The following is a 20,126-nucleotide window of genomic DNA, read 5'->3' as shown; positions in this document are numbered from 1 at the left end:
TTTGAATGAGATAAAAATAAAGAGGCTTCGGCCTCTTTTTAAATTTTATAAAATGATTGAAACGTTTAAAAGCCAAAATTAAAAAGTTTAAATATTTAACTCAAAGTTTACTTTCACGCGGTCTAAAACAATTAAGGTTCGATATGTTTTTACATCTTCATTATCAGCAAAATGTTTTCTAACCAAACTTTCAAAATGAGATAAGTTATTGCTCAGCATAATAATGATAAAAGAGACGCCTCCATTCACAAAGTAACACTGTTGAATTTCTTCAACAGAAGCAAAGTATTGCTTCGCTCTATCCATCACTACTGAGCGGTCTTCGCTAAGTCGGACTTCAATAATAGAAGTAATTTTTTCTCCAAATTTCAGCGGATTTAAAATAGCGCAATTTTTTAAAATAATTTCCTTTTCTTCCATACGAGATATACGTCTTTGAACGGAAGCAGCCGATAGGCCAATTTTTTCAGAAATTTCTCGATGCGAAGTTTTATTGTCTTTTTGCAGTATTCTTAAGATTGCATAATCAAAATTATCTAAAGAAATATCTGACATGAGTAAATCTCTCATTAAGCTTTAAATATAGAGTTATTTAATCGTTTTATTGAGGGAAATAGAAGAAATATATTGATTACATAGAATTAAAATTTCAATCATTCCCAGAGCGGTAAATATGATGATTGAGACAAACTCCAAGCAAGGCATGGCATTTGCAGCCGCATTTCTATCTTTAGTTTCTGTACAAATAGGAGCATCAATAGGAAAAGCCCTTTTTCCAATTCTGAGTGCAGAAGGAGTGACCTTAACTCGACTTGCTTTAGCAGCATGTTTCTTATGGATTGTTTATAAACCTTGGAGAGACTGGAACAGACAGACCAATTGGAAAAATCTCATTATTTATGGGGCCATCCTCACTTTAATGAATACTTTAATTTATAAAGCATTTTCTTATATGTCTGTTGGGATCGCGATTTCCATTGAAGTGTTAGGACCGCTTACGGTTGCTATTTTAATGTCTAAAAATAAATTAGATTATTTTTGGGGAGCATTATCTCTTATTGGTTTGCTTTTTTTACCTATGGGCAATTCAAATAATAACTTTAGCTTTATTGGTATGGCGTATGCGCTTGTGGCTGCCGTGGGTTGGGGGCTATATGTTATTTATGGCTCTAAAGTTGCACAAGGTGGCGGAAGCTCTGTTGCAACAGGAATGTTTCTAGCGGCTTTGTTTGCAACGCCTTTAGGTGCATCTCACATTATCCATATTTTTGATAGTTATAAGATTCTTCTTACCTGTTTACTCATGGCGATGCTAGCGAGTGCGATTCCATTTATATTAGATATGGTTGCTATGAAAAAGTTGCATCCGCGAGTTTTTGGAATTTTATTGAGTGCATCACCCGCGGTGAGTGCTTTGGCTGGATGGCTGATTTTAGATGAACGATTAAACAGTTTTCAGATCCTAGGTATAATGATTATTATGGCATCGTGTGCGGGATGTTCTTATTTTTCTTATAAACGTAATACTGCAAAGCCTGCTCATCTATGATGCCGCATCTCTAAAAGCTGGATAAGTCGTTTTGAAGGGGGGATAAATAATAAATAGAGCCCCCTTAAAAAGGCTGCCTCTGTACAAAAGAATATAAAAACAGTAAGTAACACTTACTCAAGTATCATTTTAATCTGATTGATATTTATACAATATAGTTACCAGATCACACGGATATGAACTCATGAAATTTCTAAAATTTCTAACTTTTAGCACCATTCTTACTTTATCCGCACATAGTTATGCGACAGTGGGCGGTGGACAAAAAATTGAAGTATTGGGCTATCAGCAAAAAGAGAAGAAACTTTATGTATTAAGACACTATGAAGATGGTCGAGGACGTCTACCACAACTCTATTATTATCTATTAAATAGTAAATCACCTGATAAACTGATTGAAGTTAAATCTCTCTATATCAATCCAAAAACACATAAGATTGATTATGATCAAGATAGTAGAGCTTTTGATAAAGCTCTAAATAAAATTAAAAAGAATTTAACCCCATTAGTCGTAAGTAATAGTAAGACCTTAAAAATTCAAACATTAAAAACTCATCAGAATCAAGTATCGTCTTGGTTTGATCCTTCAGGAAAGATCACGCAATATAAAACAGAATATGTTGTAAAATCGCCGTCTTTACAAAGTAAGCCTCATGTTGCGGTTCATTACACCAAAGCTATAAAAATTTCCCAAAATTATAGCGTGCCTAAACACAATAAGAGGTTGGTTGTCGTTAAATATCTGGGGGTTCCAGAAGAAACAGGTTACGATATTGAAGACCCTGTTTTACTACTTCCTGTGAAAAAATAAGTTTAAGAGCAAATTATTTTCTTGGTTCAAAGCGGCAGCAGTAGGGCATCACTATCTAGATGTTCACAATAATATTGCCGGCATTGGTCATTGTCATTTTGCGGCCATTGAAGCGCTAAATAAGCACAAGGAAATATTCACTTGTTACTTAGATTGATTCATTCAAGGTCGAGTTGGTCGTCATCTTTGGTGACTTTAATTTTTAACTTCTTATATTTCCGTTTATTGGGGTCAATTGCAGAATTTATAACTTCATCTGAAAAAGCTGAACATAACATCAATTTTGCATATGCTCGGTAACCTATCAAAATTCTTCGTAGTGGATAGTCTGTTCTTGTAGAGTAATAGTCGATTCTGGAGTTCAATTCTTGTAGCAGAGTCTGCTGTGACATTAGAAAAATTTCTGTAAGAGGTGTATGCAGCATATAGTGATTTATCTACTGTAAGAAGAATTATTTTGAAAATGTTATAAATTTTAGATAAATCAATATTCATATTACATATCAAAGCATTTTAGATATGCAAAATATATATTTATTCTCTTTAAATTTAAGGAGATATGCTGCAAACATAAATTTTTGATGATGCTGTAAAGATAATAGTAACAACTCTTTTTAAAGCCACAGTGCACTATGTGTTATAGTCAATTTCGATTAATTATTGGCATTAAAATGGATATCTGTATTGGCGGTATACTTGATGGGAAAAAAAGAAAAGACGATCAAAATCATTTCAGAGTAGATAGTCATTATTCTGATCATGGCTCCGAATATAATAAAGAGCATTTTCATCTACATGGGCAGCTTCATACATTTTGGATAAGTGAAGAGATTGATTTTTGTGATGCACAAAGAAGAGTTGAATTAATATTAAATAAAAGATTAGAACTTGTTTAAATTAAAAATAAATATATGTATTAGCGTTTTTTAGGTTCACTGTGGGAAATGAATAAAACGTTTTAATTAATATGATGTTAAACAAAAGCTCTATTTAATATAGAGCTTTTGAGCTATCAATTATTTTATTCCTTTTTTTCTTCATTATTATTTTCTTTAGGATTATTTTCTTCTTCAGGCGATTGTACAGGTTTTTCAGTTTTATCCTCATTAGGTTGCACATTGGAATCATTTTGGTTTTGTGTGGTTTTTTTTGAAAATTCTTTGAAATCAGACATTTTAAACTTCTTAATAATAGTAAGGAAGCTTTATGGTAGGCCTTTAATTCGCTTACATTGCGGTGATTATGAGAACTCTATGTAGAGATATGTGCCTGAAAGTGCTTAATTCTCGACATAATGTTTCTTTGAATCAAATAGACTGTTGATATATAAGTGGAAGAAAATTTTAATCAAATACAAGAGTTAACATATAGCTAGAGAGCTATTGTTTTCAATGGTTTTTTGATAATTATAATTTATTTAAATATATTATTTTAATTTCTTAATTGGAGGAAATATTTTTAATTAAAGTGGGGGATTCGATCTGTAAATATATTTATACAACATAAAGATACAGTTTTACATGCATACTCAATCAAATTAATTAAAAAATGAGGGAAATATGGATGATGAAATGAAAAAATATTTTGATGTGGCTGAAAGTGTTTACAATAATATTCACTTTAAAAATCAGTCCTCTAAGGATTTAATTGACTGCCTGAATAGACTGTTAATTGAAATTAAAAAAGAAGCAGCTATAAACAATTTACAATTAAAATATCCTGTTATTGATTTTGAAAGTTGTTTAAATAGGCCAATGAAAGAGCGTATTGTTAAAATTGATTTAAGCCTTCTCCCTAATTTTGATAATGAACATGAATTTATTCTTTGGTTGGCGGGTTTTGTAAAAAGTATTTCTGTATCTAGGAGTTATTGTTTTTAAATAACGGTCGAAAATAAATATTTTTTAAATGTGTTGTATAAATATTTATTTGGCGTATACTCAATTTAACTAGAAAAATAGACTTATTAGTAAATCCTCTTTTAGTATCGTAGTTTTATTCATAATCCTTCGTTTTTTAAGATCTTAAACTCAATTTGTTATTATTTTCAAAGTTCAATGAGTCATAAAATATGGCTTTATATTATTAAAAATCAAAGGATATATTATGTCTAATACAGCAATCGGTACAGTGAAATGGTTTAATGAAACTAAAGGTTTTGGTTTTATTCAACAAGATGCAGGTCCAGATGTTTTTGCACATTTTAAAGAAATTAGTAGTTCAGGTTTTAAAACCTTATATGAAGGTCAACGTGTTAGTTTTAATATAGCTCAAGGACAAAAAGGTCCTTCTGCTATTAATATTGTTGTTCAATAATATAATTAGAAAAAAAGCACCTCAGGTGCTTTTTTTTGTTTTTTAAGTATATTAATTTCTAGATAATTTATAAATTAATTAAAGTGTTAATAATTATGATGTTAAACAAGGGTATCACATTCAGATACACTTGCGTTGTATCTATATAAAGGTAAAAGGACTATGTTAACTAAGTGCTAGATAATCATCTACACAACATTAAATAGGAGAGACTCTAATGTCTCAACAAAACCAAGTTAAAAACGATCAAGACAAATCAAAAGAGCAACAACAGCAACAGCAAGACGGTAAAGAGTTTGAGCCTAAAAGTCCTGATCAGAATGCTGTAGAAAAAGTTGATCAAAATGATAAAATTGAGAAAAAATAATAATATAATAAATTTGTTTTTTCTTAAATGATGGGTTGGTAGAAAGAATAATGATTCTTTTTGCCAATTTATAAAATTAAGAGGAATGTTTTTAATATGTCTTTTATTATAATAACTTTAATTTTGTTTGTTTTTGCTTATATTTTATTTAAGGTTTTTTCTACAGTTAAACTGGAGCTCCCCGAAAGTACTCTAAAAATAGCTGGAAAAATATTTACAGAGAATAAGAACTTTTTCGAACATGAAATAATTGTAACTTTATACCAAGAAGAATTGATAACTTTAGTCGGCAATCAAAATAGTGATAGAACTAAGGTTTTTAAAAATGCTGTAATATGCCTTGAAAAAGAAACAAATAAAATTGCAGTGTATATAGATACTTTAAGAGTTGGATATCTTAATAAAATAAATTCTTCCAGTTTTGTTAATTTTTTAAAAACAAAAGGTTTTAGTGAGCGAGATGCTTTTGAAGTTGATGCCGTTATAATGAGTGAAAAAATAAACCAATGGAGTGTGAAATTAGACATACCATACGATATGGAAAAGTTTAGGTTTGATAAATATTAAATTTACGATAACTATTTAATTGATATTTCTATAAGATATATTTTGGTACATTTTTTTTAGTATTGAAAATAAAAAGAGATCATAATAATTATATTGATAATAAAAAGGAGAAAAGATATGGAACTTAGAGCTGTAAAAATGCATAAAATGTTTAGAGATTTTCATGAAGAAAAGGAACTTGGCTATGTAGGGGAATATGATGAAAAACATAACCTTATAGCGATATATGATATTTTTAAAGAAAAGATGCAGAAAATAGAAGGAACTTATCAATGGGTTTTACCCTCATCGGGTGAGGTGTTTTTTGTTGAGGAAGATCCGCTATATAGTCGTTAGTGAATTTTGCCTCCTATTTTAAGCAGGGAAAGGCCTGTTTATAAACCCCAATTTAACAATAACTTATTCATTATTTAGCCTTACTTTTTCAGTGATCTATTTTAAAACAAATGGCATTTTGTGTGCTTGACTGCAAAAGGGTTGGACACTATCCTTTGCCTGCTGGCCTACATCGCCAGTCGGTTTTGACGGACCGTATCATAGAAGCATTAAAGGTTTTATATCTTTAGTGTCTAGCCCCTCGTGCCCCCTCTACGGTGGAACGGGAGGGGGACACCTTCGGGTGTGCTGGCTCTATGACCAGTCCGTCAACCCTCTTTCGTTCTGCCACCATAAATTTAATGTCTGGCAGAGCTCCCAATAAAAAGGAGTTGGCTTTGCACATCCATTATTTCTTGGCAGCCCTTGCCATAAGCTATTACGACACAGCTTAAACGTTTAAAGCAGTTTGATTGCCCTAAGGTTTTCAGGCTTTAAATCGTCACGACCAAAAACTTACTCAACAATAAAACTTGAGATGTGCCAAGCACAGTCTTTATAGGCTTTGCTGTGCCTTTTTTTCTCCCAAAAAGGGCACAGGTTTTTTATCTCATTTATATACAACAAGAATTTTTATAACGGTAAAACTATGCCAAAGTTAGTTCTCTCAACACGTGCTATTCAAGTTATTAATACGTCGATTGACTTACTTCACCATCACGGCTTTCATACGGTTGGGGTCGACAGAATTGTGAAAGAGTCAAAAATTACTAAAGCGACTTTTTATAACTTCTTTCATTCAAAAGAGCGGTTTATTGAAATCTGTTTAATCGTACAAAAAGAACGTTTAAAAGAAAAAGTGGTTTCAATTGTTGAATACGACCAAGGTTCAAGCGTGAAGGAAAAACTTAAGAAACTTTATTTCTTACATACCGATTTAGAGGGACTGTACTATTTATTGTTTAAAGCCATGTTTGAAACAAAACTGACCCATCCAAAAGCCTATCAAACCGCGGTGAGATATAGAACATGGCTCATTAATGAAATCTATAGCCAGCTTAGAGCACTCAAAAGGGATGCGACTTTTCAGGACGCCAAGCTATTTCTATATATGATTGAGGGTGCAATTATTCAGCTTTTAAGTTCAGAACAGAAAGATGAGAGAGAAAGGGTGTTAGATTGTTTTCTCATCTCTATGATCAATCATCACTAGTTAACGAGCTCGCTTTTAAAAAGATCACCTCTTCGGACTCTTTCGGTCAATGTGGGAGCTTCTAGATTCTTCGTTCCCATGCTTTATTTATCTCCATTCAAATGTTAATAAGATTAATACTAACCCCGAGGTGCGTACCTTATATGATCGGGAAATAAATATTATATTAAGGCTTATCTCTATTGGATCCAGAACTTTCGGGATTTTATTTACTCAGCTAATTTTGAACGTGATTCCATCAATGTAAGTAAGTCTCTTTTGACATGATCAAACTCTTTTTTAGGGATGCAGCCATACAATTTACACAGGATAAAGAATGAATAATTTGAATTTTAAAACTCTAAAGAAGTATTGGCTGCGATTCGTGGGTATTGCTGTAATCGCGGGCTCTTTAGTATTGGCATTTGCTTGGGTCGCTGGTCTATTTGGACATCGCACCACAAGCAAAACTTTTTTGGGAGACTCATTAAATAACTTTGATCCCGGATATCGACGTGCACACGGTAAGGGTATTTGTTTTGATGGCACTTACCACAGTAATGGTGCGGCGGCGGCACTCTCTAAAGCCACTGTATTTGCCAAGTCTGATATACCAGCGATTGGCCGTTTTTCTATTGGAAGTGGTAACCCGCATGCAGCAGATAATTCGACAGCAACCGTAAGTATGGCTTTATTACTTTCCGCAGCTGATCATTCACAATGGCGCATGAAATTAAACAACTTTCCCTATTTCCCTACACGAAATGCTGAAGGTTTTTTGGCGCAGCAAAAAGCATTTAAACCAGTTCCAGCTACTGGCAAACCTGATCCAGCCCTAGTTGAGGCTTTCTTAAAAGAATATCCAGAAGCACGTAAGTCTATTGAGCAAAAGGCGAAGATGCCATTAACCGGTAGTTTCAGTGGCGCAGAATTTTATGTCGTAAATGCTTTTATATTGCGGGCTGCCAATGGACAAGAACAGCCAGTCCGTTGGTCTATGCGTCCTCATTCAAAATTTATTAGTCTGACGAAAGAACAACGTGATCAAGCTGGCCATGATTTTTTATTTAAAGACATCAAAAAACGTTTAGCTGAAGGGCCGCTATATTGGGATTTAGTTTTGCAACTTGCCGAGCCGGGAGACCCAGTGAATGACCCGTCTCAACCTTGGCCAAAAGAACGCAAAGAAGTGATAGCAGGAACATTGGAAGTCAAAAATGTAACTGAACAGGTAAATGGCGTTTGCCGTGACATTAATTTTGATCCAACACTAGTTCCACCGGGAATTGAGTTATCAGATGATCCGGTACTCGCCGCACGAGCAGGCATCTATTCACAATCTTACAATGCTCGCTTACGTGAAATTGGATTTGGCAAAGCAACGGATGCCGTGGGCAAATAGGAGAGATCAGCCATGCAAAACAAATCTAAAAATAATGCTCCACGTCATTTTAATTTGACTGCTCGAATTCTACATTGGCTTATGGCGGTAGCGATTTTGGCCATGCTATTTATTGGTGTTGGAATGACAACCTCAATCACTTGGCGTCCGTGGTTAATCGATATCCATCGTCCTTTAGGAATCGCAATCTTATTATTGGTCATCATTAGATTAATAAATCGACTCTATTTTCCAATTCCACCTTTGCCGCCGACTGTACCGCGCTGGCAGGCATTTATGGCCCATGCATCACATTGGCTGCTTTATCTTTTGATGTTTAGTTTGCCATTGCTCGGATGGGCTACGCTATCGGCAGGTAATTGGCCTGTAACTTTATTTCCGGGTTGGGACCTTCCACCTATAGCACCCACCAACTCTACGCTTTATGCTTGGTTCCGTACTCTACACGGAATTTTGGCTTGGCTACTATTTGCTGTGGTTATTGGTCATTTGTCTGCTGCGTTATTACATGCATGGATTTATCGCGATGGCGTATTCTCAAGTATGGCTTTGGGTTCTTCTGAACCATCAAGTAAAGGGTCTTCTGCTGAAAAGGAGAATGTTGATTGAGGGGAATTATTTAACTCAGATCAGGCGGATGAGAGGGAAAAGCTTTGGAGTGCTTTTTAAATCATCTGTTTGAATCTAAAAATAATTTAAATAATAGGATGTATGGTTTGCTTGTTTTTTGTTAGATGAGCAGACCATAGCCCCTGTGCAATAAGATGAAATCATTACTCAGCTAGAATCAAATCATCCGATCTAACTTTTTGTTTATATTATAAAAAAATAATATTTTGACTTTGTTGGCATATTATTGCTATTTTATTTTACGTTAATCGTAAATTGATTACGTATTGCATAATTAAAATGAATTAATTTAAAGCATGTCATGGAGAAGGGAATACCATGAAAGAAGTTGCATTAAGTGATCTGATCAATCAGCAGAAAGTTGGACGCTATCAAAAATTTATTCTGATCACCTGTTTATTACTGATGATTATGGATGGCTATGACATCCAGTCTATGGCTTACGCAGCCCCAATGATTATAGAAGAATGGGGCGTTCAAAAATCCATGCTAGGAATTGTGTTTAGCGCCAGCTTATTTGGTTTGTTTGTTGGATCATTTTTATTAAGTTCACTCTCTGATCGTTTTGGCCGCCGTCCCATCTTACTGATCTCGACTTTTATGTTCTCGGTGTTGATGCTGGTGACGCCACATGTGGGCAATATTGAGCAATTGACTGCAATCCGCTTTGTTACAGGAATTTTTTTAGGAGGTATCATGCCAAATGTTATGGCTTATAGCTCCGAAATTGTTCCATTCAAATCTCGTATTTTTACCATGATGGTCATTTCTTGTGGCTATACGGTAGGGGCAATGTTAGGGGGCGGTATATCCGCCTTACTAGTTCCTTGGGGAGGCTGGCAGGCAATTTTCTATTTTGGCGGTATTGTTCCTTTAATTATTTTCTTTATCACATACTTTAAGATGCCAGAATCTTTATATTTTTTGAGTGAAGATAATAAAAATACTCCTAAAATTTTATTTTGGTTAAAGAAGTTTTATCCCGCATTAACATTCAATTCAGAAATAAAAATTATTAATAACACTGAGGTTGAGGTTAAAAAATCACCGCTTGAGTTGTTTAAAAATCAGCGCGCGTTTTTTACCTATTCCATCTGGATCATTAGTATTTTAAATATGATCAGTCTATATTTTCTGGCAAACTGGCTTCCGACTTTGGCCAAAGAGTCAGGACTTTCATTAAATCAGGCATTGTTGATCGGTTCCACTCTACAATTAGGCGGTACGGTTGGTAGTGTTGTGATGGGCCTTAAAATCGATAAGACAGGATTTTATAAAGTATTAATTCCTGTTTTTTTGGTTGCAGTGATTAGTGTTGCTTTAATTGGCTATGTTGTTAGCCATATTGTTTTATTATTTATTATCATTTTTATTGCTGGCTTTGCCATTGTTGGTGGGCAACCTGCCATTAATGCACTGTCTGCCAGTTATTACCCAGTTTCACTTCGTACTACAGGCGTGGGCTGGAGTATCGGAATTGCCCGTTTGGGTTCGGTTATTGGGCCGCTATTTGGTGGCTACCTTTCCCAATTTCTGGTCATTACCCATTTATTCGTGATTGCTGCAATACCTTCGCTACTCGTCATTATTATGCTGATGATTCAAGCTAAGTACCGATCATAAAAACTATTACATCCATCATGCACATACTGACTGTAATTATGATCGGTAAGTAGTTACAAAGAGTTGGTTACTGTTACTTCATGAGCTATTTAACTCGATACCACGTTTGATTTCGACCAATTGCAGAGATACCAATATATCCACGCGCAGTAAGTTTTTCACCATCTGGTGATACTGTTAGGCTAAAGCGATAGGTTTTATCAGACTGTGGGTCGAGGATAGATCCCTTGTCATATTTATTTTGACCGACACTTTTTAAATTTTTGACGATGGTTAAGCCAATCAAAGATTTGTTTTTGTAGGTACCTTCACACATCGTACATTTGTTAGCCTCACTTGGAACAAGTATTTTTTCGATGTTTGCAGAGAGGTTGCCATTTTTATCTTGGTTAAATCTTACCAGCGCCCTAGGCTGATTGGTTGCATCATCAATGGTTTTCCAAACACTGCCATGTAATTTGTCCGATGCAAATGAATGAACCGAATAAAAGCTAAGTAAAAGTAAGAGTAAATATTTTTTCATATCAATGTTTTCTCGAATTAAAAATAAATGGTTTTAAAGGCCAGAATTATTCATTTTAAATTTAACTTCACAATTTTCTTAGTATTGAATCTATAAGCTAAATAATATGCAAAGTTATAATCTATTTGTTTGGATATTATTTTGATCGGTTTTTTTATGCAATTGCGAGAATGGACAGAATTGTTAAACTTTTAAAAATTACTATTGAGTGGGGAGAAGAGAAGGAAAAATACTAATTAGGAAAGTTATATAGAATATAGAATTTTATGAATAATTTTTATTTCTTAAAGTATTATATTTTAAATTTATCTATATTTTTATTTAAATTATTAAATGATTCTAGTTGGCTTTGTTAAATAATTAAATATGATTCTATTTAATATTTTAATATGGCTAGGCTATTATATTTATGAGGTGAAATTAATTATAATAAAATTTTTTAAATCTAAACTATCTTTGATTATCCTACTCAAAAAATAAACTAAGTAGAGTTTCATATAGAATACAGCAAAAGTTAAGTTTCTATGCTTGAATTGAAGTGAAAATTGTACTAATTAGCGTAGAGTGGAAGAGTTGGGGGTTTTGATTATTTTATTAGCTTGTTTTATTATTTGTAGGATGATAGAAATGCATAAAATATATTGCATTAGCAAAACAATAGAGTAGAAGCAGTATAGATCCTTAAAATCGAGCAAATTTATATGAGTCATTTACAAAAGGTAGCGGCAGATAAGCAATCGCTTGGTTTTGAATTTCAGGATTTTGTTTTTATTGAAAAACTTATTGAGCTTAGACCAGAACAGTCTTTAGGATTAGAGGTCTATGATGACATCCATGTAACGACCAATGATGATAATGGAGTAGCTAAAGAGCTTCTCCTTATTCAAGTAAAGCATTCAATTGATGCTAGTAATATTAGTGACAGAGATATCGATATATGGAAGACTTTTTATAATTGGCTAAAGCTAGTTCCCGAGTTACCATCCCATTTACAACTTAAGTTTCAGTTGTACACTAATAAGAAACTAAATAATCAAGAATTTGTTAGTTTACTGAAATATCCCTCCAAGAATCTTAAAGAGATACTTAATTTTATCAATAAAACTCATCAAGATATTTCTGAAGCAGAATTAAAAAAGAAGCCTAGTGATTCAAGTAATCCAATTGCAAAATATGTAAAAGCCATCGCCGAGGCTAGTGATGAACATGTTGAATTTATCTTTACAAGATTTGAATTTCATTCAGACAATTCTGCAATAATTAATAGAATTTCTTTAGCATTAAGACAGTTAGCTATTCCAGTTTCACGTATTGATGAAACCAGAAAATATATAGTAGGTTCATTCAAAGAATCTAAATTTTCAAGAATTATAAAGGGTGAGAAGGTAGAAATTACTTTTGATATTTTTCGAAATGAGATGGGCTTTGACAGAATTATTAGATCTGCCCGTGCTTTACCTGCGGATTTTGATGAATTCCTTGATATGTATTACGACTACCAACGCCCAGATACTCTTTCATTTAGAAGTAGTAAATTTCATGACCAGCTCAAAGATATCGGTATTGATGATGAGGAAATTGTGGATAGGGGAATTGAAATGATGCTTGCCGAAGAGTTTATGAAGTCCTTGGAAGATGCAGGTTCATTTAGCGCAAGTGAAAATAAAAGATTAGAGTATAAGGCCATATCTGATTGGAAGTTAATTCATAATCAAATACATAGAACAAGTACTAGCGATAATGAAGATAAAAATTTTCAAGCGGCATTAGATTGTTACTATCAAACGATGAGAAGTTCTTTGAAAGCAGGCAATGTTGAGCTTCCCCTTAATTTGAGTTGTGGGAAATATATCAAGCTTTCCAATCTACCTCGGATTGGTTGGCGCAAGGACTGGAAAGGAAAATTCGAATAATGAATCGTTTATTTCACAATGAATTAATGGGTGTAGTTGCAATACAAAGTGCTTTAGAAAACTCAGATGAACATCGATTATCACTAGCAAAAGTGATGCTAGTTTTACCTTTACTTTTTGATAAAAATATTCGTTCAATCCTTAAAAGAAAAAATAGTGTTGTATTAAGTAGTAAAGATCTACTGCTTTCTAATCCCGAAGCTTTCATTAATGTTCGGGCAAGATATGAAGACTTAGTCATAACTTCATTAAATAGCATAATTCTTATACAGGAATTAGGTATTGCAACACTCAAGGGTGAATATTTGACGCTCAAAAAGCAAATATTTTTTCAAAATAAAAATGAGATTGGAAAAATTGCCACAGATATTTTAGCTGCAGGCCCTAAACTTGGGTTCCTTTTAAATGAAACTAATATAAATCTTTATCAAACATTTAGGATCGATTTGTGAGTAATATTCAAATTTCAAATATTGTACTTTGGCAAAAGAATGGTATTAAACGAACTCTTGATTTTCTACCTAATCGTGTGAATGTTATTACTGGAGATTCTGGTAAAGGAAAATCTTCAATTTTATTTATTATAGACTATTGTTTGCTAGCAAGTGAAACCAAAGGGATATCAAAAACAAATATTGATTCAAAAGTTGAATGGTATGGAATTAAGCTTTCTATAGATGGTAAGGAAATAGTTATAGCACGTCCTTCGGAGAGCAAAGGTGCAAATGATCAAGCGTATTTTAGTGAAAATGGTGTTATTCCACCCTTGCCATTTTTAAATATCAGAATTGATAATTTAAAAAGAGTCTTAAGTGGTGCATTTGGTATTGATACTGATTTACGAGTGCCTTATGGAGGAAAATATATTCAAGCAGGATCGAAAGTCTCTTTCCGCAACTTTCTGGCGTATAGCTATCAAGATCAAAATACTATTGTTGCACCTGATCATCTTTACATTCGTCCGACTGATGGCCGATATCAGGAAGCAATTGAACGAACATTTAGAATGGCTATTGGTGCTGAGAATGTGGATACTGCGTTATCCCGTAGTCGTCTTGCAGAGCTGGAGCGGAAAAGATCTATTCAAATAAGGAAAAATGAATCTTATGAAAGATCTGCAAAAGTATTTTCTGAAGAGGTAGGAACGTTATCTAAAGAGGCTTATTTGCTTGGAGTAATTGAAAATATTCCTGAAACTTATGACGAGAGTATTACTGCATTACAAGATTTGGTTCAGACGCCTATCATTCCCAGTAACCAAAATCATGAAATTGAGAGGATTGAGCGTGAAATATTCCGTTTAACTGCTAAAAATCGCCAATTAAAAGCATTTCTTGATAATAAATCTATTTATATTGATGAGCTTAAAGCAGTTGAGGATTCACTAAAACCAGTTAGTATTTTTAATAAACAAGCCGATAATTTATTTCCATCAGAATTTGCTAATAAAATTATTGCTCGATTAGGGCAAGAACTTTCAGATATAAAATCTTCACTGAATAACCGTAAGAGTTTTCCTTTTATGGATGAGGTAAAAAATATTATCCATCAGAATGAGGAAGAAATTCGAGCTCTTAAGAATGAATTGTATGCAATAAAGGAAAACCAAGTAATTGCATATAATCCTAGTGATTATTATAGATATTTAGGGCGTCTTGAAGCTAAACTTGAAGTGTATAGCCGTATTGAAAATTATGGATATCAGGTAGAGGACGACTTTGATAGTGCAATAGCGGCTTTAAAACGAATAGTTGATGAGAATGAAGAAAAAAGTAATTTAGCTAAACAGGAACTAAATTATTTAATTAATAAACGACTCGCTAATCTACCTTTGAAAGGTTATGAAGGTTTCTCAGCTTCATATTATGAAAAAGAAAAGTTGATCCATTTACGCTCTCCAGACTTTAATATTCTAGAGAATATGCCTGATGTAGGAAGTGCGTCAAATTATCTTTACCTTCATGTTTCATATTTTCTTGCAATACATGAAATAGCTAAAAAAATGCGAATTCCTTGGGTTCCTTCTTTCTTGGTTCTTGACCAAGTTAGTACTCCTTACTTTTCAAGTAATGGCGAGCCAAATGACGATATACGTAGCTTAGATAAAGTATTAATAGAATTGAATCAATTTGTGACCGATATGGATAAATATGATGGATTCCAAATTATTTTATTAGAACATATTGGGATGGAACATTGGACTTTACTGAATTTGGATAGATTTCATCTTGTGGATAAAGAACTCCGTGATGATTATGGGCTTATTCTTGATATTCCTGAAAATAAAGATTCAGGTGAGTAGGTTCCAACTTAAAATTATGTGCAGCTCAGAAAATTGCCGCAATAAATTTTTGTTGAGCTGCATAAATAATAAGATTTATTCCTTGGTTGATCATTGAATTGATGTATCCAATAGTTGCAATCTATCATTCGATAAATAGGTGTACACACTTAAAAGAAATAAAAAACATCCACTACTTTTTAAATTAGTTAGATTGCGTGTAACTCATCACAAATTATAAAAATAATATGCAAATCATGTGATTAGTATAGATTGACACTGTGCAATATTAAGTCTTATAACTAAACAATCCTGAAAGCTGTTTCTTTAATAGGAACAGAAAAAACACAATATAAAGATGAATAGACATTAGAACAAAAAGTTAAGGAGAGAAGAAATGAAAGTCATTAGACATGCCTTATTTTCTCTGATGGGAATGCTGATAATAAATAATGCAGATGCTGGAAATGCATCTACATCGTTAAGGGTCAGTTTAACCATTCTAGAAACTTGTGAAGTTTCCACACAAGGAAACTTAGATTTTGGTTCGGTTGAACGTGCTCAGCCAGTTCCTACTGCTAGAACGGATGTAACTGTGCAATGCAGCAAAAATACACCGTATCAATTGGCTGTAACCTCAGACAATAACTTTGAACTTAAATCTACTGCCAGCCCAGCATCTGTTGCATATGTACTGTATCAAGATGCGGGCCATACTCAAATTTGGGGAGGGGCGGCAGATAAAGTTCGTTCACGAATTGCGACAGGGATGAAAGAAAATATTCCTATTCATGGGGCAATCATATCAAGTACGAATGTTCAGGCAACCAAGTATGAAGATTGGGTTCGTGTGAATGTTATATATTAATCGTAAAAACCAAAATACTCATAAATATCAAAACTAATTTATAAAAAAAACTGTTTTTAGGGGTGAATAGAGTATTTTAAAAAGCTACACCAGATTATGGTGTAGCCTGCTGCTTTAATAGAACTAAGCACCACGCATTAGTGCTGCTACTGCTTTTTCAAGAAATTGTAGAGTCACTGGTTTGAGCCAAGTACCGTCAGCAAGGCTTGTTTCATTTTGCATTGCTGTACGGATTTTTTCTTGAGTACTTGGGTTTTTGCCAGCATAGCCTTGTAGCATAGAGAGCCATTGTTGTGCCAAATGCTTTGCTCCATCACTATCTGGTGTGACCTCGGCATCAATCAATTTTTCAATATCGACCAATAATTGAGGCCATTTTTTCATCTCACGAATGTAATTTTCTTTTAAAAAAGTAAACTCATCGTCAGATAAATAACGGGCAAAAATACTCAGCTTACTCTCAGAAAAAGCTTTAAGTAAAAACTCAACAACTTCTGGCGTTACGCCTAATTTTTCCTGAAATTCAGGCTCGGCTGAGTTTAAAGCATTTAGTTTAACTAACCATTTTGGGTTAGCTCGCGTATTGTGCTCAAGAGTTTTCATCCACTTACGAGCCAAGTCTTGAGCGGCTTCGCTATTAGATGGTTCGCCAGCATTAAATAGTGCATTTGCTGCTTGAGTTAACTCTTGCCATTCTTGGTGGCTTTTAGTGCCTGCTTGTAAGAAAGTCAGTTTTTCAAGCTCTTCTTTTGTAAAGTATTTTTCAAACATCGCTATAAGCTCCAGTGTTTTTAGCCAATCCTCCAAACCAAGCTCTTCACCACTTATGATCTGAGATTTAAGTTTGCTGAGCTGATTTCGCAATTTCTTTTGCTCTGTCAGCCTTTGATCAATTGCTTGAATCTGCTGATCAATAATCGGTAAAAGTGCAAGATTGGGGTCTTCAAGAACCGTATGGATTTCGGATAACGACATTCCCAGTCCTCGTAATGCTTGAATCTGATGCAAACGAGTAATGTCTTTACGGGTGTATAGTCGATAACCTGCATCGGAACGGACCGAAGGCTGAAGTAAACCGATATCGTCATAGTGATGAAGAGCACGGACAGTAAGTCCTGTTTGCTTAGCCAATTCACCAACTTTTAACAGCATCTTTTTAGCTCCTTCTTCCTTAGGCGTGTTTTATGCTAGGGGCTTACGTTACGTGAGGGTCAACTACTTTAAATCATATTTTTTCATTATTTTCGCTTTAGTAAATATTCGAATTTATCTCTTTATTTCAATAATTACCTGAGTTTCATTGCGAGATCTTAAAAAAAGGTCTTTTAAAGTGAGTTGGTTTAATAATTCCTAATGAGCTCGTCTATCCAGTCAGAAAACACCCGTACTGCTGGTGAAAGAAAACGCTGATGTGGATAAAGTAAAGTCACGGCAACAGGTGGTGGACACCAGTCTTGTAAAACTGCGATTAGTCGTTTTTCTTTTAAGTGATCTATCACAAGTCTTTCTGCAAGTTGAGCGAGGCCATATCCTTCAAGGCACATTTTGATATAAAGCTCAGTTTCATTAACGGCAACAGTACCATTCATTTGTACGGTTTTTTTTTCTTCATTTCGTACAAAGCGCATTTCACCAGCGTGTCTGTTGCTCCCTGAAAAATAATGAATAGCTCGGTGATGTTCCAAATCATTGGGAGTTTGTGGAAATCCATTTTCTTTTAAATATGCAGCTGATGCGCATGTGACCCAGTGAAACTCACCAAGAGGGCGGGCTACCAGCGTGGAGTTCTCTAAATTTCCCATGCGGATTACACAGTCCACGCCTTCCTTAATCAGGTCTACTTGTCTATCGCTGACACCTATCATGAGATAAATATCAGGGTAACGCTGTTGAAACTCTTGCAGATTGGGCATGATGACCGAATGAGCAATGCCCGCAGGCATATCAACTCGTAATCGGCCCTGTGGCTGTTTGATGGCGTTAGTCAGGTTGGATTCGGTGTGTTCAATGAGGTCGATTATTTCTCGGCACTGGATGAGATATTCTGCTCCCTCTGGAGTCAGGCTAACCCGTCTCGTTGTCCTATTTAACAGGCGTACCTGTAAATACTTTTCAAGATTTTTAACTGTGCTGGTGACTGTTGAAGCGGGTAGTGAAAGTGCTTCTGCCGCGTGGATAAAGCTCCCAGCTTCTGCCACCCGAACAAAAATCTGCATTGCCTGAATACGATCCAATCTCATACCTTTGTCCCAATACTATACTCACACTCTTAGATTATTCGTTTTTACTGAATAATAAAAACAGTTTAACCAGCTTTTTCAGCATTATCACTTCAGATAGATTTTCAGCATACATTTGAGAAGTTGGAATAATGATGACTGATTACAACAGAAACATAGTGCAGCTGACTGAGCCTTCGCCAAATAGAACACTGATTCGCGGGGCGACGATCCTAAGCATGGATAGCGTAATTGGGAACATGGTTCGCGGAGATATTCTTATCGAGAACGGTACGATTATCGCCGTTGGTGAAAATTTAGAAGCCGAAGGTGCAGCTATTATTGATGCATCCAATATGATCGCGATGCCGGGTATGGTTGATACTCATCGACATTCATGGGAAGGACAATTACGACGGATTAATCCGAATGCCGAAAGCTTAGAAGACTATTGCAACGCGACGCATTATTCTTTTGCCAAGTATTATCGCCCAGCAGATATGTACATCGGTAATTTGCTTACAGCTCTAGGTTGTATAGATGCGGGTATCACAACATTGATTGATAACTCACACAATAGTCGCAGTGCGGCCCACTCTGATGCGGCTGTTGAAGCTTTACTAGATGCTGGTATTCGGGCTGTACACGCTTCTGGTGCACCAGTAACAGGAGATTGGGATAGAGCGAACTGGCCTAGTAATCTCGAACGTCTTCAAGAAAAATATTTTAAAAATAGTAAAAACGGTTTGGTATCATTAGCTGCCATGGCTCAGTTAGAACCCGAATTATGGGCTGAGGCACGCAGATTAGGGCTACCAATCATTACTGAATTTTTTGGTGGGGAAATGGCTGCTGCACTAGAGGGTCTGCATCAACAAGGTCTGTTAGGGCCAGATAATATCTTTAACCACTGTACCTCGCTGCCAGATGCTGGATGGAAAATTTTGCGCGAAGCTGGAGTGCGAGTAAACGTATGCCCACGATCAGATGCTCACTATGGTATCGAAGACGGTATGTTTGCCATGCAATCGGCTCTACGTCATGGCATTAGACCTGGTTTGAGTGTAGATAATGAAACGTCTTATAGTGGCGATATGTTTATGGAAATGCGCGTAGCATTTTACTTACAGCGTGTAATGGGCATGCACCAAAACAAATGTTGTGGTTCGGCACATTCGCCAGTGACCTTTCAGGCGCAAAACCTTCTCAAAGCTGCAACGGCTGATGGTGCTACTTGTGCAGGTCTGCAAGAAAAAATCGGCAGCCTGACACCCGGTAAACAAGCTGACCTGATATTAATTCGAACGGATGACATTAACCTTTATCCGTCTGGTAATGCATTTGGCACGGTTGTTCATGCAACTGAACGCAGCAATATCGATACGGTGATGATTGGTGGAAGAATCGTTAAACGTGACGGTAAAGTGTTGGGTGTGGACAGTGAGCAACTTCGTGCAGCGATTGATGAATCTCGCCAGCATCTTTTCGTTGCGGCTGGTTATGCTCCAGATATTTTTGCCGAGACGTTTCTACCTCTTGAATAAGTTGTC

General features: G+C 35.1%; 23 protein-coding genes. 16 read left to right on the top strand and 7 right to left on the bottom strand.

What is annotated here, in order from left to right:
* Positions 1 to 87 precede the first annotated feature (87 nt).
* Entirely contained in the window at positions 88 to 555 is a 468-nt protein-coding gene (locus tag RMB06_RS16185) for an Lrp/AsnC family transcriptional regulator (RefSeq protein ID WP_017399965.1), read from the bottom strand.
* A gap of 118 nt (positions 556 to 673) precedes the next feature.
* Here RMB06_RS16185 and RMB06_RS16180 point away from each other — a divergent pair, with 118 nt between their 5' ends.
* Positions 674 to 1,549 (top strand): EamA family transporter, encoded by an 876-nt coding sequence (locus tag RMB06_RS16180; protein WP_311080349.1) that lies wholly within the window; start codon positions 674 to 676, stop codon positions 1,547 to 1,549.
* A gap of 184 nt (positions 1,550 to 1,733) precedes the next feature.
* Positions 1,734 to 2,360: a hypothetical protein gene (locus tag RMB06_RS16175; protein ID WP_311080348.1), complete on the top strand. Its 627-nt coding sequence runs from the start codon at positions 1,734 to 1,736 to the stop codon at positions 2,358 to 2,360.
* Positions 2,361 to 2,518: 158 nt separating this feature from the next.
* Here RMB06_RS16175 and RMB06_RS16170 read toward each other — a convergent pair whose 3' ends face one another.
* The 3 genes from RMB06_RS16170 to RMB06_RS16160 form a co-directional block, all read right to left on the bottom strand.
* Positions 2,519 to 2,752 carry a hypothetical protein gene (locus tag RMB06_RS16170; RefSeq protein ID WP_024436173.1) on the bottom strand — a complete coding sequence of 78 codons (234 nt, stop codon included), beginning with the start codon at positions 2,750 to 2,752 and terminating at the stop codon, positions 2,519 to 2,521.
* Positions 2,753 to 3,092: 340 nt separating this feature from the next.
* A complete protein-coding gene (locus RMB06_RS16165; RefSeq protein ID WP_130118600.1) occupies positions 3,093 to 3,209 on the bottom strand; it encodes a hypothetical protein in 117 nt (38 codons plus the stop codon).
* A gap of 172 nt (positions 3,210 to 3,381) precedes the next feature.
* Positions 3,382 to 3,534: a hypothetical protein gene (locus RMB06_RS16160; protein ID WP_081404189.1), complete on the bottom strand. Its 153-nt coding sequence runs from the start codon at positions 3,532 to 3,534 to the stop codon at positions 3,382 to 3,384.
* Positions 3,535 to 3,919: 385 nt separating this feature from the next.
* Here RMB06_RS16160 and RMB06_RS16155 point away from each other — a divergent pair, with 385 nt between their 5' ends.
* The 9 genes from RMB06_RS16155 to RMB06_RS16115 all read left to right on the top strand — a co-directional run bounded on the left by RMB06_RS16155 (position 3,920) and on the right by RMB06_RS16115 (position 10,772).
* Complete coding sequence (locus tag RMB06_RS16155) at positions 3,920 to 4,240, top strand: hypothetical protein (protein WP_068527031.1); 321 nt, start codon at positions 3,920 to 3,922, stop codon at positions 4,238 to 4,240.
* Between the two features lie 226 nt (positions 4,241 to 4,466).
* On the top strand, positions 4,467 to 4,676 hold the full coding sequence (locus tag RMB06_RS16150) for a cold-shock protein (RefSeq protein ID WP_013198382.1): 210 nt from the start codon (positions 4,467 to 4,469) through the stop codon (positions 4,674 to 4,676).
* Between the two features lie 217 nt (positions 4,677 to 4,893).
* Complete coding sequence (locus RMB06_RS16145; protein ID WP_013198381.1) at positions 4,894 to 5,043, top strand: hypothetical protein; 150 nt, start codon at positions 4,894 to 4,896, stop codon at positions 5,041 to 5,043.
* A 96-nt stretch (positions 5,044 to 5,139) separates the two neighbouring features.
* Positions 5,140 to 5,610, top strand: a complete 471-nt coding sequence (locus tag RMB06_RS16140) for a hypothetical protein (protein WP_161281926.1) — start codon at positions 5,140 to 5,142, stop codon at positions 5,608 to 5,610.
* A gap of 147 nt (positions 5,611 to 5,757) precedes the next feature.
* Positions 5,758 to 5,946 carry a hypothetical protein gene (locus tag RMB06_RS16135; RefSeq protein ID WP_081309099.1) on the top strand — a complete coding sequence of 63 codons (189 nt, stop codon included), beginning with the start codon at positions 5,758 to 5,760 and terminating at the stop codon, positions 5,944 to 5,946.
* 628 nt (positions 5,947 to 6,574) lie between these two features.
* Positions 6,575 to 7,138 carry a TetR/AcrR family transcriptional regulator gene (locus tag RMB06_RS16130; RefSeq protein WP_161281927.1) on the top strand — a complete coding sequence of 188 codons (564 nt, stop codon included), beginning with the start codon at positions 6,575 to 6,577 and terminating at the stop codon, positions 7,136 to 7,138.
* 316 nt (positions 7,139 to 7,454) lie between these two features.
* A complete protein-coding gene (locus RMB06_RS16125; protein WP_005070134.1) occupies positions 7,455 to 8,519 on the top strand; it encodes a catalase family peroxidase in 1,065 nt (354 codons plus the stop codon).
* Between the two features lie 12 nt (positions 8,520 to 8,531).
* A complete protein-coding gene (locus RMB06_RS16120) occupies positions 8,532 to 9,128 on the top strand; it encodes a cytochrome b (RefSeq protein WP_161281928.1) in 597 nt (198 codons plus the stop codon).
* Positions 9,129 to 9,467: 339 nt separating this feature from the next.
* Positions 9,468 to 10,772: an MFS transporter gene (locus tag RMB06_RS16115; RefSeq protein ID WP_161281929.1), complete on the top strand. Its 1,305-nt coding sequence runs from the start codon at positions 9,468 to 9,470 to the stop codon at positions 10,770 to 10,772.
* Positions 10,773 to 10,857: 85 nt separating this feature from the next.
* Here the strand turns inward: RMB06_RS16115 and RMB06_RS16110 are convergent, their stop codons facing one another.
* Complete coding sequence (locus tag RMB06_RS16110; protein ID WP_005076813.1) at positions 10,858 to 11,295, bottom strand: DUF2147 domain-containing protein; 438 nt, start codon at positions 11,293 to 11,295, stop codon at positions 10,858 to 10,860.
* A 701-nt stretch (positions 11,296 to 11,996) separates the two neighbouring features.
* Between RMB06_RS16110 and RMB06_RS16105 the strand changes: the two genes are divergently transcribed.
* The 4 genes from RMB06_RS16105 to RMB06_RS16090 all read left to right on the top strand — a co-directional run bounded on the left by RMB06_RS16105 (position 11,997) and on the right by RMB06_RS16090 (position 16,357).
* Positions 11,997 to 13,208 (top strand): hypothetical protein, encoded by a 1,212-nt coding sequence (locus RMB06_RS16105; protein ID WP_161281930.1) that lies wholly within the window; start codon positions 11,997 to 11,999, stop codon positions 13,206 to 13,208.
* The gene (locus RMB06_RS16100) at positions 13,208 to 13,660 is read left to right on the top strand and encodes a three component ABC system middle component (RefSeq protein ID WP_161281931.1); all 453 of its coding nucleotides are present in this window, start codon (positions 13,208 to 13,210) and stop codon (positions 13,658 to 13,660) included. Before RMB06_RS16105 ends, RMB06_RS16100 begins: the two co-directional genes overlap by 1 nt.
* Positions 13,657 to 15,510, top strand: coding sequence for a DUF3732 domain-containing protein (locus RMB06_RS16095; protein WP_161281932.1), 1,854 nt, complete (start codon positions 13,657 to 13,659; stop codon positions 15,508 to 15,510). Before RMB06_RS16100 ends, RMB06_RS16095 begins: the two co-directional genes overlap by 4 nt.
* A 376-nt stretch (positions 15,511 to 15,886) precedes the next feature.
* Positions 15,887 to 16,357 carry a spore coat U domain-containing protein gene (locus tag RMB06_RS16090; protein ID WP_161281933.1) on the top strand — a complete coding sequence of 157 codons (471 nt, stop codon included), beginning with the start codon at positions 15,887 to 15,889 and terminating at the stop codon, positions 16,355 to 16,357.
* 123 nt (positions 16,358 to 16,480) lie between these two features.
* On the opposite strand, the gene RMB06_RS16085 is transcribed toward RMB06_RS16090, so the two are convergent.
* Together RMB06_RS16085 and RMB06_RS16080 are read right to left on the bottom strand one after the other, a co-directional pair.
* Positions 16,481 to 17,509, bottom strand: a complete 1,029-nt coding sequence (locus RMB06_RS16085; protein WP_161281934.1) for a MerR family transcriptional regulator — start codon at positions 17,507 to 17,509, stop codon at positions 16,481 to 16,483.
* 188 nt (positions 17,510 to 17,697) lie between these two features.
* Positions 17,698 to 18,597, bottom strand: a complete 900-nt coding sequence (locus tag RMB06_RS16080; protein ID WP_125739024.1) for a LysR family transcriptional regulator — start codon at positions 18,595 to 18,597, stop codon at positions 17,698 to 17,700.
* A 134-nt stretch (positions 18,598 to 18,731) separates the two neighbouring features.
* On the opposite strand from RMB06_RS16080, the gene RMB06_RS16075 reads away from it, so the two are divergent.
* Positions 18,732 to 20,120, top strand: a complete 1,389-nt coding sequence (locus tag RMB06_RS16075) for an amidohydrolase family protein (protein ID WP_161281935.1) — start codon at positions 18,732 to 18,734, stop codon at positions 20,118 to 20,120.
* Positions 20,121 to 20,126: the final 6 nt, after the last annotated feature.

Origin of the sequence: Acinetobacter sp. V104_13, from assembly GCF_031798995.1 — a bacterium.
Lineage (GTDB): Bacteria > Pseudomonadota > Gammaproteobacteria > Pseudomonadales > Moraxellaceae > Acinetobacter > Acinetobacter pittii.
Note: the sequence above shows the minus strand (reverse complement) of the source record. Positions and strands in the feature narration are given on the sequence as shown.